The organism is Streptomyces sp. SID13666 (assembly GCF_010548325.1).
Classification (GTDB): domain Bacteria; phylum Actinomycetota; class Actinomycetes; order Streptomycetales; family Streptomycetaceae; genus Actinacidiphila; species Actinacidiphila fildesensis.
On record NZ_JAAGLX010000031.1, the window covers coordinates 93,198 to 108,522 of the forward strand.

At 70.7% G+C, this 15,325-nt stretch carries 13 protein-coding genes; 4 read left to right on the top strand and 9 right to left on the bottom strand.

The window, feature by feature from the left end; translation table 11 throughout:
- Nucleotides 1-279 precede the first annotated feature (279 nt).
- The 3 genes from G3I60_RS30835 (at nt 280) to G3I60_RS30845 (ending at nt 4,277) form a co-directional block, all read left to right on the top strand.
- On the top strand, nt 280-1,599 hold the full coding sequence (locus G3I60_RS30835; protein ID WP_138352120.1) for a PhoH family protein: 1,320 nt from the start codon (nt 280-282) through the stop codon (nt 1,597-1,599).
- 403 nt (nt 1,600-2,002) lie between these two features.
- Nucleotides 2,003-2,692 carry a transglycosylase SLT domain-containing protein gene (locus G3I60_RS30840; RefSeq protein ID WP_138352119.1) on the top strand — a complete coding sequence of 230 codons (690 nt, stop codon included), beginning with the start codon at nt 2,003-2,005 and terminating at the stop codon, nt 2,690-2,692.
- Nucleotides 2,693-2,885: 193 nt separating this feature from the next.
- Entirely contained in the window at nt 2,886-4,277 is a 1,392-nt protein-coding gene (locus G3I60_RS30845; RefSeq protein ID WP_164295361.1) for an AI-2E family transporter, read from the top strand.
- Nucleotides 4,278-4,359: 82 nt separating this feature from the next.
- Here the strand turns inward: G3I60_RS30845 and G3I60_RS30850 are convergent, their stop codons facing one another.
- A complete protein-coding gene (locus G3I60_RS30850) occupies nt 4,360-4,893 on the bottom strand; it encodes an alkyl hydroperoxide reductase (protein ID WP_164295360.1) in 534 nt (177 codons plus the stop codon).
- A gap of 6 nt (nt 4,894-4,899) precedes the next feature.
- Entirely contained in the window at nt 4,900-5,454 is a 555-nt protein-coding gene (locus G3I60_RS30855) for a peroxiredoxin (RefSeq protein ID WP_138352116.1), read from the bottom strand.
- A gap of 146 nt (nt 5,455-5,600) precedes the next feature.
- On the opposite strand from G3I60_RS30855, the gene G3I60_RS30860 reads away from it, so the two are divergent.
- Nucleotides 5,601-6,605, top strand: a complete 1,005-nt coding sequence (locus G3I60_RS30860; RefSeq protein WP_244809374.1) for a hydrogen peroxide-inducible genes activator — start codon at nt 5,601-5,603, stop codon at nt 6,603-6,605.
- Between the two features lie 43 nt (nt 6,606-6,648).
- On the opposite strand, the gene G3I60_RS30865 is transcribed toward G3I60_RS30860, so the two are convergent.
- The 7 genes from G3I60_RS30865 to G3I60_RS30895 form a co-directional block, all read right to left on the bottom strand.
- Nucleotides 6,649-9,069 carry an FtsX-like permease family protein gene (locus G3I60_RS30865; RefSeq protein ID WP_343241328.1) on the bottom strand — a complete coding sequence of 807 codons (2,421 nt, stop codon included), beginning with the start codon at nt 9,067-9,069 and terminating at the stop codon, nt 6,649-6,651.
- Complete coding sequence (locus tag G3I60_RS30870) at nt 9,066-9,767, bottom strand: ABC transporter ATP-binding protein (RefSeq protein WP_164295359.1); 702 nt, start codon at nt 9,765-9,767, stop codon at nt 9,066-9,068. Before G3I60_RS30870 ends, G3I60_RS30865 begins: the two co-directional genes overlap by 4 nt.
- Nucleotides 9,764-10,288, bottom strand: coding sequence for a PadR family transcriptional regulator (locus tag G3I60_RS30875; protein ID WP_138352113.1), 525 nt, complete (start codon nt 10,286-10,288; stop codon nt 9,764-9,766). The genes G3I60_RS30870 and G3I60_RS30875 overlap by 4 nt, the downstream gene beginning before the upstream one ends.
- 77 nt (nt 10,289-10,365) lie before the next feature.
- Nucleotides 10,366-10,656 carry a hypothetical protein gene (locus G3I60_RS30880; RefSeq protein WP_164295358.1) on the bottom strand — a complete coding sequence of 97 codons (291 nt, stop codon included), beginning with the start codon at nt 10,654-10,656 and terminating at the stop codon, nt 10,366-10,368.
- Nucleotides 10,653-11,600, bottom strand: a complete 948-nt coding sequence (locus G3I60_RS30885; protein ID WP_138352111.1) for an SPFH domain-containing protein — start codon at nt 11,598-11,600, stop codon at nt 10,653-10,655. Before G3I60_RS30885 ends, G3I60_RS30880 begins: the two co-directional genes overlap by 4 nt.
- A gap of 166 nt (nt 11,601-11,766) precedes the next feature.
- Nucleotides 11,767-13,215 carry a catalase gene (locus G3I60_RS30890; RefSeq protein ID WP_138352110.1) on the bottom strand — a complete coding sequence of 483 codons (1,449 nt, stop codon included), beginning with the start codon at nt 13,213-13,215 and terminating at the stop codon, nt 11,767-11,769.
- A gap of 146 nt (nt 13,216-13,361) precedes the next feature.
- Nucleotides 13,362-15,296 (bottom strand): ATP-binding SpoIIE family protein phosphatase, encoded by a 1,935-nt coding sequence (locus G3I60_RS30895; protein ID WP_164608032.1) that lies wholly within the window; start codon nt 15,294-15,296, stop codon nt 13,362-13,364.
- Nucleotides 15,297-15,325 lie beyond the last annotated feature (29 nt).

Consider the following 15,325-nt stretch of genomic DNA (forward strand, 5'->3'; position numbering starts at 1 on the left):
GCCATCTGCCGCAGCATCTTCCGTTCATCTGCCGCACTTTTTTCGGGCCCGCGCCAGGATTGATGGCACAGCTGTCATATGCAGTCGCATAGGCACCCGCTTTCGAGGGCATACACCGGTCAACAGCGGACGGCACCCAGGTTCGTCCGCCCGGGAGGCCCATTGCCCACGGACGTGCCGTTTACGGAGGGCCGCGGACCGGCCCACGCGCCCGGTCCCGGCCCAGTACAGCGCGACGTTGTCGCACCCCGACCTCTGCCCGAGGGGGTTCGTCCACACGTGGTGAAAAGCAAGAATCGCCGGGAGCACGACCGGCGCACTTACGTCCTCGACACCAGCGTCCTGCTTGCCGACCCCAATGCCCTCACCCGCTTCGACGAGCACGAAGTCGTGCTCCCGGTGGTGGTGGTCACGGAGTTGGAGGCCAAGCGGGCCCATCCAGAGCTCGGCTACTTCGCCCGACAGGCGTTGCGGCTGCTCGACGACTTCCGGATCAAGTACGGGCGTCTCGACGCCCCGATCCCGATCGGCGAGCTGGGTGGCACGCTCCGCGTCGAACTGAACCACTCGGACCCCGGGGTGCTCCCCGTCGGGTTCCGGCTAGGTGACAACGATTCGCGCATTCTGGCGGTCGCCCGCAACCTCCAGGCCGAGGGGTACGACGTCACGGTCGTCTCCAAGGACCTGCCGCTGCGGGTGAAAGCCTCCTCCGTCGGCCTCGCGGCCGAGGAGTACCGGGCCGAGCTGGCGATCACGTCGGGCTGGACCGGTATGGAGGAGCTGCTGGTCGACGCGGAGGAGGTGGACAGGCTCTACGCGGAAGAGGTCATCGTCCTGCCCGAGGCGGGCGACCTGCCCGTGCACACCGGACTGGTCCTCCAGTCCGAGCGCGGCAAGGCGCTCGGCCGGGTGACCGAGGACGGCCGGGTGCGGCTGGTGCGCGGCGACCGGGAGGCCTTCGGGCTGCACGGCCGCAGCGCGGAACAGCGGGTCGCGCTGGATCTGCTGCTCGATCCCGATGTGGGGATCGTGTCGCTGGGCGGCCGGGCCGGCACCGGCAAGTCGGCACTGGCCCTGTGCGCGGGCCTGGAGGCGGTGCTGGAGCGTCAGCAGCACCGCAAGGTGATGGTCTTCCGGCCGCTGTACGCGGTCGGCGGACAGGAGCTGGGATACCTGCCGGGCAGTGAGTCGGAGAAGATGAGCCCTTGGGCTCAGGCTGTCTTCGACACCCTGTCCGCGGTGACATCGAAGGAGGTCATCGAGGAGGTCGTGGCGCGGGGCATGCTCGAAGTGCTGCCACTGACCCACATCCGCGGCCGGTCGCTCCACGACGCGTTCGTGATCGTGGACGAGGCCCAGTCGCTCGAACGGAACGTCCTGTTGACCGTTCTGTCGCGTATCGGTGCCGGATCGCGGGTCATTCTGACCCATGACGTGGCACAGCGGGACAACTTGAGGGTCGGGCGGTACGACGGTGTGGTGGCCGTCGTCGAAAAGCTCAAGGGACATCCGCTCTTCGCGCACATCACCCTGAACCGGTCCGAACGCTCCCCGATCGCCGCATTGGTGACGGAGTTGCTGGAGGACAACGGGGTATGATCCGGTAACCGTGCGTGAGTTGAGGCTGCTGCGTCCCCAAGGGGCGCAGCAGCCTAGCGTTGTGGGGCGCGCCGCGCCGGGGTTTTCCGCTCATGAAGCCGTGTGATGTTTGCCACGCATCCGTAAATTGCTTGACGGCCTTCCCTTCCCGCTAGGGTGTGACGCTGTCAGGCCCCGCTTACGGCACACCCACACCCCCAGCGGTGTGGAACCCCAGAACTGAACAGCGTTGCCGCCGTAAGCCGCCCGAGCACCACGCGGAATCCCGTCAGGGACCCGCACCGGGCCAGTGCCCCCGTGACCAGTCGGACCGTTCGCGGTCCGGAACAAGGGGAGGCCAGCGTTCAGGGGCACGATTCGGTCCGCGAGGTCACCACGCGGACGGTGCTGGAAGGACAACCGTGTGAGCCGGATCTCGGTCCGGGGATTCGCAGTGGCCTCGGCCACCGCAGTCACCACCGTGGGCGCCGTAGTCGGCGTCGCAGCAGGCGCTGACCAGGGCTCCAACCAGCCTGTCGAGGCCGCCGGCGCGACGACCGTACTCGCGGACATACCCGCTGGCCAGCAGGTTCAGCAGGCTTCACTGACGCAGCAGGCGCAGGCACAGTCCGACGCCGCCGACGCGACAGCGAAGAAGGCAGCCGAGGACAGCGCGCGCCAGCAGGCAGCCAAGGACGCCTCCGCCAAGAAGAAGGCCGCCGACGAAGCGGCCGCCAAGGCGAAGGAAGCCCGGGAACTGGAGGCGAAGGCGGCGGCGAGCCGTTCCGCGGAGCGTGCGACGTTCGCGGTCAAGAGCTCGTACACGACGGCCGAAGTCAAGGCCATGGCCCTGCAGATCGTCGGCTCCAGCCAGTTCCAGTGCTTCTCCAACATCGTGGAGCACGAGAGCGGCTGGGACTACACGGCGACCAACCAGTCCTCTGGCGCGTACGGACTCGTGCAGTCCTACCCGGGCTCGAAGATGGCTTCCGTCGGCGCCGACTGGCGGACCAATCCGGCCACGCAGATCAAGTGGGGCCTCAACTACATGAACGAGCGGTACGACAGCCCGTGCGGTGCCTGGTCCTACTGGCAGCAGCACCACTCGTACTGAGTCACGGCGGCCGGTTCGTCCCGGTATCAGGTGAGCTTCCCCGTGTGCCCCCCGACCCCAGCCGGTCGGGGGGCACACGCATGAGCGGAGCGGTACAGGGCGGGCGGCAGGAGAGGCAACCCCGGGCACGGGTAACGTCGTCCTCCTCACCGATGCCGGTGCGGGTGCCGGTACGAAGGGGCAGGGGAACGCGATGTCGGAAAAGCGCCATTGGAGCGCGGTGGTTGCCTCCAAGCTGGCCAAGCTCGCCGACCGCCTCGACGAACGGCGCGCGGAGGTGACGGCCGAGCAGGACGAGCAGCCCGACGCCCCGCCGCCGAAGACCAGGCCGCGACCGCAGGTCCCGCGGAAGGCCGGATCCGGGACCGCAGCCGAGTCCGAGCCGAGGCCCGCGCCCAAGGCCGTGGCGGCCGCCGGCCATCCGCCGCAGGCGCCGGGCGGCGCACAGCTGCCCGACCCGCTGGGCGTCGTGCCGTGGAGCATGCGCGTCGCGGCCGAGGTCGCCTGGCGGCTGCTGGTACTGGCCGGCACCGTCTGGGTGCTGATGCGGATCATCGGCGCCATCCAACTGGTCGTCCTGGCTTTCGTCGCCGCGCTCCTCATCACCGCGCTGCTCCAGCCCGTCGTGGGCCGGCTCAGACGCGCCGGGGTACCGCGCGGCCTCGCCACCGGCATCACCTTCATCGGCGGCTTCGTGCTGATGGGCCTGGTCGGCTGGTTCGTCGTGTGGCAGGTGATGGACAACGTCGACGACCTGTCCACCAAGCTCACCGACGGCGTCGCCGAGATGAAGCGCTGGCTGCTCAACAGCCCGTTCCACGTCACCGAGGACCAGATCAACCAGCTCGCCAAGAACCTCACCGACACCATCAGCACGAACACCAAGGCCGTCACCGACGCCGGCCTCCAGGGCGTCACCGTCATCGTCGAACTGCTCACCGGCATGCTGCTCGCGATGTTCAGCACGCTCTTCCTGCTCTACGACGGCCGCAACATCTGGAACTGGACCCTCAAGCTCTTTCCGGCCGCCGCCCGCGACGGGCTGGCGGGCGCCGGGCCGCGCGCCTGGCGGACGCTGACGCTCTACGTGCGCGGCACGGTGATAGTGGCCCTCATCGACGCCGTCTTCATCGGCGTGGGCATCTGGTTCCTGAACGTGCCGATGGCGGTGCCGCTGGCCGTCGTCATCTTCGTCGCCGCCTTCGTCCCGCTGGTCGGCGCGGTCGCCTCGGGCGCGCTGGCGATGGTCGTCGCGCTCGTGACCGAGGGGCCGTTCACCGCCCTGATGGTGCTCATCGTGGTGCTCGCGGTCCAGCAGATCGAGGGCCACATCCTGCAGCCCTTCATCCTCGGCCGCGCCGTCCGCGTCCACCCGCTGGCCGTGGTGCTCTCCGTCGCCGCCGGCTCGCTCATCGCCGGCATCGGCGGCGCCGTCGTCGCGGTCCCGCTCGTCGCCGTGACGAACACGGTCGTCGGCTATCTCCGCAGCCACGCCCGGGAGGCCGCCATGGTCACCGAGCCCGGCCCGCACGGCGCCACGGTCGAGGAGCTCGCCCCGATCGGCGGCCTGGCGGAGGAGAGCTAGCACCTGGGCACGCACAACCGCACACGTACAGCGGGCCCCCGACCATCGGTCGGGGGCCCGCTGCGTGATGCGGTGCGGCTGCTCAGCCGGCGATGACGGCCTCGGCGTCCAGCGTCGTTCCGACCGCCTGGACGACGGCGGCGATCTTGACCGCTTCCTGGATCGTCTCGCGCGAGACGTCCGCCTTGCGCAGTACGGCCTCGTGCGAGTCCAGGCACTGGCCGCAGCCGTTGACGGCCGAGACCGCCAGCGACCACAGCTCGAAGTCGACCTTCTCCACACCCGGGTTGCCGATGACGTTCATCCGCAGCCCCGCGCGCAGCGTGCCGTACTCCGGGTCCGACAGCAGGTGCCGGGTCCGGTAGAAGACGTTGTTCATCGCCATGATCGCGGCAGCGGACTTGGCGGCGGTGTACGCCTCGGGCGAGAGGTTGGTCTTGGCCTCCGGCTCCAGCTCGCTCAGCACCCGCGGCGAACGCGACGCGATGGCGACGGCGAGCACCGTGCCCCACAGCTGCTGCTGCGGAAGCTCGGAGTTACCGATGACCGAACCGAGGTTCAGCTTCAGGTCCTTGGCGTAGTCGGGCAGCGCCGACTTGAGGTTGTCCAGTGACATACCGGATCACTCGCCCGCGAGGAGCGCGACCGGGTCGAGGGTCGTCTCGCCCTTGCTCCAGTTGCACGGGCACAGCTCGTCGGTCTGCAGGGCGTCGAGCACCCGCAGCACCTCCTTGGGGTTACGCCCCACGGAACCGGCGGTCACCATCGTGAACTGGATCTCGTTGTTGGGGTCGACGATGAACACGGCACGCTGCGCGAAGCCGTCCTCGCCCTCGACGCCGCAGTCGCGCATGAGCTCGTGCTTGGAGTCCGCGAGCATCGGGAAGGGCAGGTCACGCAGATCGGCGTGGTCCTTGCGCCAGGCGTGGTGCACGAACTCGGAGTCGCCGGAAACGCCGAGGATCTGGGCGTCGCGGTCGGCGAACTCGTCGTTCAGCTTGCCGAACGCGGCGATCTCGGTCGGGCAGACGAAGGTGAAGTCCTTCGGCCAGAAGAACACCACGCGCCACTTGCCCTCGTACGACTTGTGGTCGATCTGGGCGAAGGCCTTGTCCGCGTCGAGATCGACGCAGGCAGTCAGGTCGTAGGTGGGGAACTTGTCACCGACAGTGAGCACGCGCTCTCCTTGAAACATTGGAAATCCCTTTTGAGGCTTTCCAGAGGGTTGGACGTATTCCACCCTCCCATGGCGTCTATTGATCACAGAAATAGCTAGACTCGACGGCGTTGATCGGAGTCGCCTATCAGTAGCCCGGAGTGTCAGTGAGCAAGCAGCCCAGCCTGTCCCAGTTGCGGGCCTTCGCCGCCGTGGCCGAGTACCTGCACTTCCGTGATGCGGCGGCGTCCATCGGGACCAGTCAGCCGGCGCTCTCCGGTGCGGTCGCCGCGCTGGAGGAGACGTTGGGAGTGCAGCTGGTCGAGCGGACGACGCGCAGGGTGCTGCTCACCGCGGCGGGGGAGCGGATCGCGGCGCGGACACGGAGCGTGCTCGACGCCGTGGGGGAGCTGATGGAGGAGGCGGAGGCGGCGCGGGCGCCGTTCACGGGAGTGTTGCGGCTCGGGGTGATTCCGACCGTCGCGCCGTATCTGCTGCCGACGGTGCTGCGGCTGGTCCATGTCCGCTACCCGGCGCTGGATCTGCAGGTGCACGAGGAGCAGACGTCATCACTGCTGGAGGGGCTGACCGGTGGGCGGCTCGATCTGCTGCTGCTCGCGGTGCCGCTCGGGATGCCCGGGGTGACCGAACTGCCGCTCTTCGACGAGGACTTCGCCGTGGTCGCACCGCAGGGGCACTGGCTGGCCGGACGGCAGGCCATTCCCCGTGAGGCGCTGCGGGAGATGGACCTGCTGCTGCTCGACGAGGGGCACTGCCTGCGCGACCAGGCGCTCGACATCTGCCGGGAGGCCGGGCGGCCGGGCGGCGTTCCGGTGACGACCACCGCGGCCGGGCTGTCCACGCTCGTGCAGCTGGTCGCGGGCGGGCTCGGGGTGACACTGCTGCCGCGGACCGCGCTGCTGGTGGAGACCGGGCGCAACGACCAGCTGTCGACCGGGTACTTCGCGGATCCCGCGCCGTCACGGCGGATCGCGCTCGCGATGCGCGGCGGGACCGCCCGTGCGGAGGAGTTCACGGCCTTCGCGGCCGCGCTGCGCGAGGCGCTGCGGCCGCTGCCGGTGCGCGTCCTCGACGCGGAGGACGCGGAGGCAGCGGAGAACGTGACGGACGGGGCGGACGTGTTGGAGTACGCCGACGCCGGCCGGGCCTGAGGGAAGCAGGTCCGGCCGGCGTCGGTGCCGGAATCCGGTGGGGCTACTCGGTCCGCAGACCGTCCGGGCGCATCATGCGCCACAGCGGTGGCAGGCTGAGCAGCGTGACGAGCAGGACCACGCCCGCCCCGACGCCCGTCATCGTCGCGGCACTCGCCCAGTCGACGCGGATCGGTGAGCCGACCATCTTCAGCAGCACGGAGCCGAGTCCGAGGCCGCCGATCACCGCCAGCGCCAGGCCGAGGGCGACCGGTAGCGCGGTCTGCCACAGCACCGACAGCCCGAGGGTGGAGCGCCGGGTGCCGAAGGCGATCAGCACCGCGAGCAGCTTCTTGCGCTCGCGCAGCTGCTCCAGCATCGAGACCAGCAGGCTGATGCCGATCAGCAGCAGGGTGGTGACCGCGCCGATCAGCAACCCGCGCTTGATGCTGGTGTACTTGCGCACCGTGCGGGTGCCTTCGAGCGTGTAGGTGTTCGCGCTCTCGCCCAGCCGGGCCGTGGTGTTGCGGACGTACTCCTCCGCGTCCGGCCGTTGCGCGTCGAGCTTGATCAGCACCGTGGCGCGCGCTTGCTGCGTCCGGGCCACGTCCAGGGTGCCGGGGGTGGCGAGGATGCCCCACTGCACGTCGCCGTTGGGGCTGGTGCGGGACTTGACCGTGCGGGCGGTGGCCGGGACGGTCCACGGCCGGGGCGGGCCGGTCAGCACGCCGCTCTGCGGGGCGTTGAGGTCCAGCCGGGCGCCGGCCTTGGAGATGTCGGGCGGGGTCGTGTACGACGCGTCCGGCAGGACGCGGTAGACGCTTCCGTCGGCGCAGTCGCCGACGGCGGCGATCTCGGCGAGTGCGGCGCAGTCGCCGACGATCACCGGGAACTCCAGGATCTCGCCCGCGGCGTCGGGGTTGCCGGAGGCCTTCGCCTTCGCCGCCGCGCCGTCGGGGATGGCGGACGTCTGGACGAGACCGAGCGCCGAACGCACTCCGGGGGTGGTCCGGTAGGCCTGGAACGCGGCCGTCGCCTGCGGGCCGTCGGCGACATCGACGCTCGCCTGCATCTGGGCCCGGTTCGGGTCCTTGCCGGTGTCGGAGGTGAAGCCGCTCTCGATGCCGCTGAACAGCATCTGCAGGGCGATGGCGCCGGCCACCGCGACGGTGATGCCGTTGACCATCCGGGCGGAGGCGCCGCTGTTGAGCTGCAGACGGCGGGTGGCGAGCTGCCAGGGGATCCGGCCGCCGCCGAAGCGGTTGACGATCATCTCGACGAGCCAGGGCAGGACGGCGGTGACACCGACGAGCAGCAGGATCGTGCCCGCCGAGATCTGGTACGCGTTGAGGTCCGCGTTGCCCTGGACGCCGCCGAACAGCGGGGCCAGCAGCGCCAGCCCGGCGACCGGGATGAGCAGCCGCCACCACAGGCGGCGCTTGCGCAGTGCCGCGTTGCGGACGACCCCCAGCGGTTCGATGGCGATACCGCGCAGTGCGAGGACGGTGACCGCGACGGCCGCCGCCGGGACGCCGAGCACGATCAGCAGGGCGAGGCCGGTGCCGGGCCGGACGTCGGAGGGGAAGACGCTCAGCCTGTACAGCTCGATCTGCCCGGTGAAGTGCCGTCCCAGCAGGAAGAACCCGAGGCCGAACACGAGCCCGACGGCCGCGCCGACGAGTGCCTCGCCGGCCGCGATCCGTCGGGTCATCCGGGTGTCGGCGCCGACCAGCCGCAGTGCGGCGAGCCGCCGGTCGCGGCGTTCGCCGCCGAATCGGACGGCGGTGGCGATGAGGATGGCCACCGGCATCAGCAGCACCACGAGGCCGATGATGACGAGCAGGGTCAGGACCGCGCCCAGCCCCTCGGAGCTGCGCCGGGCGCCGCCGATCGTGTCGACGCGGGTGGCGTGTGCGTCGGTGAGGGTGTCGCTGCCCGCGTAGTAGACGAGTTCGGCGGGGCCGAGCAGTCCGGCCTTGGCGATGGTGCCGGTGACGCGGTAGTTGAGCCGCTCCTTGAGCAGCTTGCCCTCGGAGGAGTCCAGCAGCTTGGCGAGCGCGGGGGAGACGGTCATCTCGCCCGGGGCCGGGACCCTGCTCAGGCCGGGCGGTACCGGCGGCTTGTCGCCGTCGGGGTCCAGGACCCGGCCGTAGACGTCCACGCCGTGGTACACGGTGTCGGTGTTGTTGATCAGCATGGTCGACGCGGTCGGCTTCAGCTTCTCGCCGAAGTACATGTCGTCACGGTCGTGGCTGCGATCCGAGCGGGCCTGCATCATCGCCGGGACGGCGGACGCGAGCAGCAGCACCGCCACGCCGAGGCCGACGCCGACGGCGGTCAGCAGGTTGCGGATCCAGCCTTCCTTGCCGCCGGCGAGCGTGAAGCGCGCGCCGAGCGCGAGGTCGCGGACCCAGGTACGGGCGTCGGTGCGCGGCAGGGTGCGTGGAGGAGTGGTGCGCGGGGCGTTCTCCGAGGGCGTGCTCACGCGACCCGCTCCATGTCACGGGACTTGCCGTCGCGTACGACGATCTCGCGGTCGGAGTACGCGGCGACCCGCGCTTCGTGGGTCACCAGGACGACGGCCGCGCCGGTGTCCCGGGCGGCGTCGGTGAGCAGCCGCATGACGCGCTCGCCGTTGAGGGAGTCCAGGGCGCCGGTCGGCTCGTCCGCGAAGATCACCCGGGGTCCGCCGACCAGCGCACGGGCCACCGCGACCCGCTGGCCCTGGCCGCCGGAGACCTCGCCGGGGCGCTTGTGCCCGAGGTCGTCGACCTCCAGCCGGTGCAGCCACTCGGTGGCCAGCCGCTCGGCCTCCTTGCGCTTGGTGCCGTTCAGCCGCAGCGGCAGCGCCACGTTCTCGACGCAGGTCAGCTCGGGGACGAGCTGGCCGAACTGGAAGACGAACCCGAAGTCACCGCGGCGCAGCGCGCTGCGGGCGGCGTCCGACATGGCGGACAGCTCTTCGCCCCGGTACAGGACCTTGCCGGCGTCGGGCCGCACGATGCCGGCCAGGCAGTGCAGCAGCGTCGACTTGCCGGAGCCGGAGGGGCCCATCACGGCCACGACCTCGCCGGAGCGGATCGTGAAGTCGGCGCCGTCCAGGGCGGGGGTGGGGCCGTAGGTCTTGTGCAGCGCGTCGGCGGAGAGCAGCGGCGTGCTGGGCTGAGGGGTGGAGCTGGTCACTTGCGTACCTCCGTCGCGAGCTGGTCGAGCCGGGCGGCGGTGAGTTCCAGCCACCGCAGATCCGCCTCGAGGTGGAAGAGAGCGTGATCGCAGATCAGCTGGTCGGCGAGGTCGCCGCTGGACTTGCGACGGGTCAGTTCCCGCATGAGCCGCAGATGCTCGGCGCGCTGGGTGTCCAGCAGGTCGATGGCGCTGCGGCCGGTCAGGAGGGCGAGGACGACCTTTGTGTACAGGGTCGTCTGCAGATACGGCTCGGGCTTCTCGGGCTGGGCGAGCCACGTCTCGACGTCGGTCAGTCCGGCGTCGGTGATCGCGTACCGCTTGCGCTCGGGGCCGCTGCCGGGCTCTATGCCCTCGACCTCCACGAGCCCGTTCTTCAGGAGTCGGGCCATCGTCGAATAGACCTGCCCGTAGTGCAGCGGGCGGTCGTGGCCGAAGCGTTCGTCGAAGGCGCGCTTGAGGTCGTAACCATGGCGTGGGCCGGACTCAAGAAGCCCGAGCAGGGTGTGGCCGATTGACATGCGAGCACTCTACATGACGTGTATACGTGGTGTGTATAGACGTGGTGTGTAGTGGATCATCGCAGGTCAAGCCACTCCTATCGGCTCTCGATCCCTTTTCCTCCCTCTGCCGACGGTTCTGTCTGCGGCTCTGCGGACGACTCTGCGGACGGCTCCGCCGACCGGGCCGGACGGCCGCGGCGGGGGATCGGCCCGGCGGCGCCGGGGAGGCGCCCGGCCTCGGCGAGCGCCCGGCGCAGCAGGAACTCGATCTGCGCGTTGGTGCTGCGGAGCTCGGTCGCCGCCCACGTCGCGATGGCGTCGTGGACGGCGGGGTCGAGCCTCAGCAGCACCTGCTTGCGGGCGGCGCGGCCGGTGCGTTCCGTCACTGGTAGAGGGTCCCGGTGTTGAGTACGGGCTGGGCGGCGCGGTCACCGCACAGGACCACGAGCAGGTTGCTGACCATGGCGGCCTTGCGCTCCTCGTCGAGCTCGACGATGCCCTGCTCGGAGATCCGGGTCAGTGCGGACTCGACCATGCCGACCGCGCCCTCGACGATGGTCTGGCGGGCGGCCACGATCGCGCCGGCCTGTTGGCGCTGGAGCATCGCGGAGGCGATCTCGGGGGCGTAGGCGAGGTGCGTGAAGCGGGACTCGATGATCTTCACGCCGGCCGCGCCGACCCGCGCGGCGATCTCGACGGAGAGCTTCTCGGTGATCTCCTCGGCGTTGCCGCGCAGCGACAGGCCCTCCACATCGTGCGCGTCGTACGGGTAGTTCGTCGCGATGTGCCGGACGGCGGTGTCGGTCTGGATCGCGATGAACTCCACGAAGTCGTCGACCTCGAAGACCGCCTGCGCGGAGTCCCTGACCTGCCAGACGACGACCGCGGCCAGCTCGATCGGGTTGCCGTACGAGTCGTTGACCTTCAGGACCGCGGTCTCGTGGTTGCGGATCCGGGTGGAGATCTTGCGGCGGCTGGTGAACGGGTTCACCCAGCGCAGCCCGTCCTGGCGGATGGTGCCCTGGTAGCGGCCGAAGAGCTGGCAGACGCGGGCTTCGCCGGGGGCGACCTGGGTGAGGCCGAACATGGTGATGAAGGCGGCGATCGCGATCAGCACACCGGCGCCGATCAGGACGCCCGCCAGCGCGCCGCCGCTGTCCTTGGCCTGGGCGATGCCGACGATGAAGAGCGCGATGCCGCCGAACAGCACCGGCACGGCGATCAGCAGGAAGGGCAGCCCCGGCATGCCGACGGCCACCCGTTCGGTGACATGCGGGGCAGGCATCTCAGGGATCTCGGACTGGAGATCGGTGGTGCGGTTCTCGGACATGGGTCCCCCGTTCACAGTGCTCGGCGCGCTCATTCGCCCGCCTAGCAAAGTGATATCACATTAATCATCCGCAAGCTATGGGCAGACAATGCAGCCCCGGGGCACGGAGGGGGGTAACACGTGCGCCGGGGCTGCGGTTTCGAGGGGCGGAGGTGCTGCGGCGGGGTCAGCCGCTCTTGACGGCGACCGAGATCCGGTCGCCGACCTCCTTGTCGATGGAGCGCCAGTACTGCAGCGCCCGCTCCAGGACGGGTGCGCTGACACCCTTCAGCAGATGGCCGGAAACGTTCGTCACCAGCCGGGCGCGGGCAGCGTCGTCGAGCACCTGCCGCACCTGTGTGCCGGCCTGTCCCCAGTCGTCGTCCTCGCGGTGCGGCGCGTACGCCTCCCGCACCATCTCGCCCGCGCTCGCCCAGCCCGCCGGCTCACCGAACCGCTCGGTGTCGGCGGCGGGACCCCCGTAGGAGTTCGGCGCGTACACGGCGGCCGTACGGGACGGCTCGTACCGCATCGGGCCGTCCTTGGCGTACGAGTAGACCGGCGAGTGCGGCCGGTTCGGGGGCAGTTGTGCGTAGTTCGGGCCGATCCGGTACCGGTGGGTGTCCGGGTACGAGAAGAGCCGGCCGATCAGCATCTTGTCCGGGGACGGGCCGATGCCCGGCACCATGTTCGACGGTTCGAAGGCTGCCTGCTCGATGTGGACGAAGAAATCCTCCGGGTTCCTGTCCAGCGTCATCCGGCCGACCTCGATCAGCGGGTAGTCGCCGTGCGGCCACACCTTGGTCAGATCGAACGGGTTGAACCGGTACCCGGACGCGTCCTCGAACGGCATGACCTGCACCTTCAACGTCCACGAAGGGTGTTCGCCGCGCTTGATCGTCTCGAACAGATCGCGCCGGAAGGCATCGGGGTCCTCGCCGGCCAGCGCGTCCGCGTCGGCCTGGGTGAGGAAGTCGATGCCCTGGTCGGTGATGAAGTGGTACTTGATCCAGAACCGCTGCCCGGCGCCGTTGACCCACATGAAGGTGTGCGAGCCGTAGCCGTTCATGTGGCGGAAGTTCTTCGGGATGCCGCGGTCGCCCATCAGCCAGGTGACCATGTGCGCGGTCTCCGGGGAGAGCGTCCAGAAGTCCCACTGCATGTCGTTGTCGCGCATGCCGTTGTCGGCGCGGCGCTTCTGCGAGCGGATGAAGTCCTGGAACTTCTGCGGATCGCGGACGAAGAACACGGGCGTGTTGTTGCCCACCAGGTCGTAATTGCCCTGCTCCGTGTAGAACTTGAGCGCGAAGCCCCGAGGGTCGCGCCAGGAGTCCGGGCTGCCCTGCTCGCCCGCGACGGTGGAGAAGCGGGCCAGCATCTCGGTGCGCCGGCCCGGCTGGAAGAGATCGGCCTTGGTGAACTGGCTGACGTCGTTCGTGACCTCGAAGCTGCCGTAGGCTCCGCTGCCCTTGGCGTGCACCACCCGCTCGGGGACCCGTTCACGGTTGAACTGGGCCATCTTCTCGATCAGATAGTGGTCCTGCAGCAGGATCGGGCCGTCCGGCCCCACCGTGAGCGAATGCTCGTCGCTCTCCGCCGGGACACCGGCGTTGTTGGTGGTGTACGGGGTGCTCATCGCGTGTGTCTCCCGTTCGAGTCGAGAGTCCGGTACCGGGGCGTCGCTTCGACCACCCTTGCACCGAACCTCCCGCTCGGCACGCCGGGCGACAGCGGGGCGCCAGAGCCGCGCGGCCTCCGGCACCCGGGCCCGGGTGCCGGGAACTACGGAATCGCCAGCTCGAACCAGACGACCTTGCCCGCACTCAGTCTTGTGGCCCCCCACCGCTGAGCCATCCGGCTGACGAGATACAGGCCGCGGCCACCCTCGTCCTGCGGCTGGGCGTGCCGCATCTGCGGCAGCAGCGGCGCGTCGTCGCCGACCTCGCAGCGCAGCACGTCGGTGCGCAGCAGCCGCAGCGTGATGGGCCGCTCGGCGTACCGGACGGCGTTGGTGACGATCTCGCTGACCAGGAGTTCGGTCGGCTCGATCAGGTGCTCCAGGTCCCAGCGGCGCAGCGCCTGGCGGGCGAGCCGCCGGGCCCGGCCGGCGGTCTGCGGCTGCGGCTCCAGGTACCAGTAGGCGACGTCGCTCGGCGAGATCCCGTCGAAGCGGGCGGCGAGCAGCGCGATGTCGTCGTCGCGGTCGCCGGGGCCGAGGATCTCCAGGATCTCGTCGCAGAGCGGTTCCAGCGGCGGCGGCGACAGCACGGTCGCGGCGTCGTGCAGCCGCTCGCGCAGCAGCTCGATGCCGCCCCAGACGTCCCGTGTCCGGGACTCGACGAGGCCGTCGGTGTACAGCACGAGGGTCGCGCCGGCCGGCGCCGGCAGCTCGACCGCCTCGAACGGCACCCCGCCGACGCCGATCGGCGCGCCCGGCGGTACCCGCAGCACCTCGGCCAGGCCGTTGGCGTGCAGCAGGATGGGCGGCGGGTGGCCGGCGTTGGCCACCACCAGCCGGTGCGCGATCGGGTCGTAGACCGCGTACACGCAGGTCGCCATGCGGTCGCTGCCGAGCCGCTGGGCCTGCTCGTCCAGGTGGTACAGCACCTCCTGCGGCGCCAGGTCGAGCCCCGCGAGGGTCTGCACGGTGGTGCGCAGCTGGCCCATGATCGCCGCCGAGGTCATGGAATGGCCCATGACGTCGCCGACGACGAGCGCGACGCGGCTGCCGGGCAGCGGGATCGCGTCGTACCAGTCGCCACCGACCCGGGCCGATTCGGCGGCCGGCAGATAGCGGCTGGCGAGCCGGACCCCGGTGGGCTGCGGCAGGGAGTCGGGCAGCATCTCGCGTTGCAGCGCGTCCGCGATGTACGCCTCGCGTCCGTACAGCACCGCCTTGTCGACGCCGAGCGCCGTGTGGGTGGCGAGCTGGGCGGCGACCAGGAGGTCGTCGGACTCGAACGGCGGCCGGTCGGGGCGGCGCAGCAGTACGGCGGCGCCGATGACCCGGCGGCGGCCGCGCAGCGGGGCGAGTATCGCGCGGCGTCCGGTCGGCAGGACGGGCGGGTGCAGCGGCCTGTCGCTCCTGGCGGCACCCGGCTCGGGGTGTAATCCGGGCCGTTCTCCGGGCCGACCCGCGCCGGCGGAGGCCGAAGGACCCTCGCCGAAGCGCAGCAGTTCCTCCAGCGCGGCGGCGGACTGCGGGTGCTCCGCGAAGACCGGGCGTACGCCGCGCAGCACCTCGGCGAGCGGGCCGTCCAGCCGGACGAGGGTGCTCTCGGCGGCGCCGCCGTAGGCGGGCTCCGCGGGCACCGGGGCCAGCACGGTGCCGACGTAGGACTGCCCGCTGGGTTCGTCGAGGCCGCCGTCGGCGCGCCGCAGCCGGAGCACGAGCGGCCCTGACGGCCGTTCGTCGCCGACCTGCAGCGGGTCGCGGAGGTAGACCAGGATCGCGTCGGCGAACGCGGGGACGGCGGAGCGGCACAGGCCCAGCAGGATCTCGTCGAGGTCCAGACCGCGGGCGATCCGCCGGGTGGCCGCCCCGACGTACCGCAGCCGCTCGGCCTCCGAGCCCGAGGAAACCGCCGTACGGGTGCCGAGGGTGCCGGAGGCGCCGGGCGGGGTGGGCGGCGTGGAGCCCGCGGACGCGGGCGCCGCGGGGGTGGGTGCGAGCGCCGCCGCGGGCTCCTCGTGGCGCGGATGGCCGGCGGGCTCCATGGCGGCACCCGCCGGGCCCTGGGTCCCGC

Excerpts from the sequence above, each read along its gene's own strand:
- G3I60_RS30885 (WP_138352111.1), bottom strand. The coding sequence starts at position 11,600 with ATGTCCGAGAACCGCACCACCGATCTCCAGTCCGAGATCCCTGAGATG.
- G3I60_RS30845 (WP_164295361.1), top strand. The coding sequence starts at position 2,886 with ATGTCGGAAAAGCGCCATTGGAGCGCGGTGGTTGCCTCCAAGCTGGCC.
- G3I60_RS30890 (WP_138352110.1), bottom strand. The coding sequence starts at position 13,215 with ATGAGCACCCCGTACACCACCAACAACGCCGGTGTCCCGGCGGAGAGC.
- G3I60_RS30850 (WP_164295360.1), bottom strand. The coding sequence starts at position 4,893 with ATGTCACTGGACAACCTCAAGTCGGCGCTGCCCGACTACGCCAAGGAC.
- G3I60_RS30895 (WP_164608032.1), bottom strand. The coding sequence starts at position 15,296 with ATGGAGCCCGCCGGCCATCCGCGCCACGAGGAGCCCGCGGCGGCGCTC.
- G3I60_RS30875 (WP_138352113.1), bottom strand. The coding sequence starts at position 10,288 with ATGTCAATCGGCCACACCCTGCTCGGGCTTCTTGAGTCCGGCCCACGC.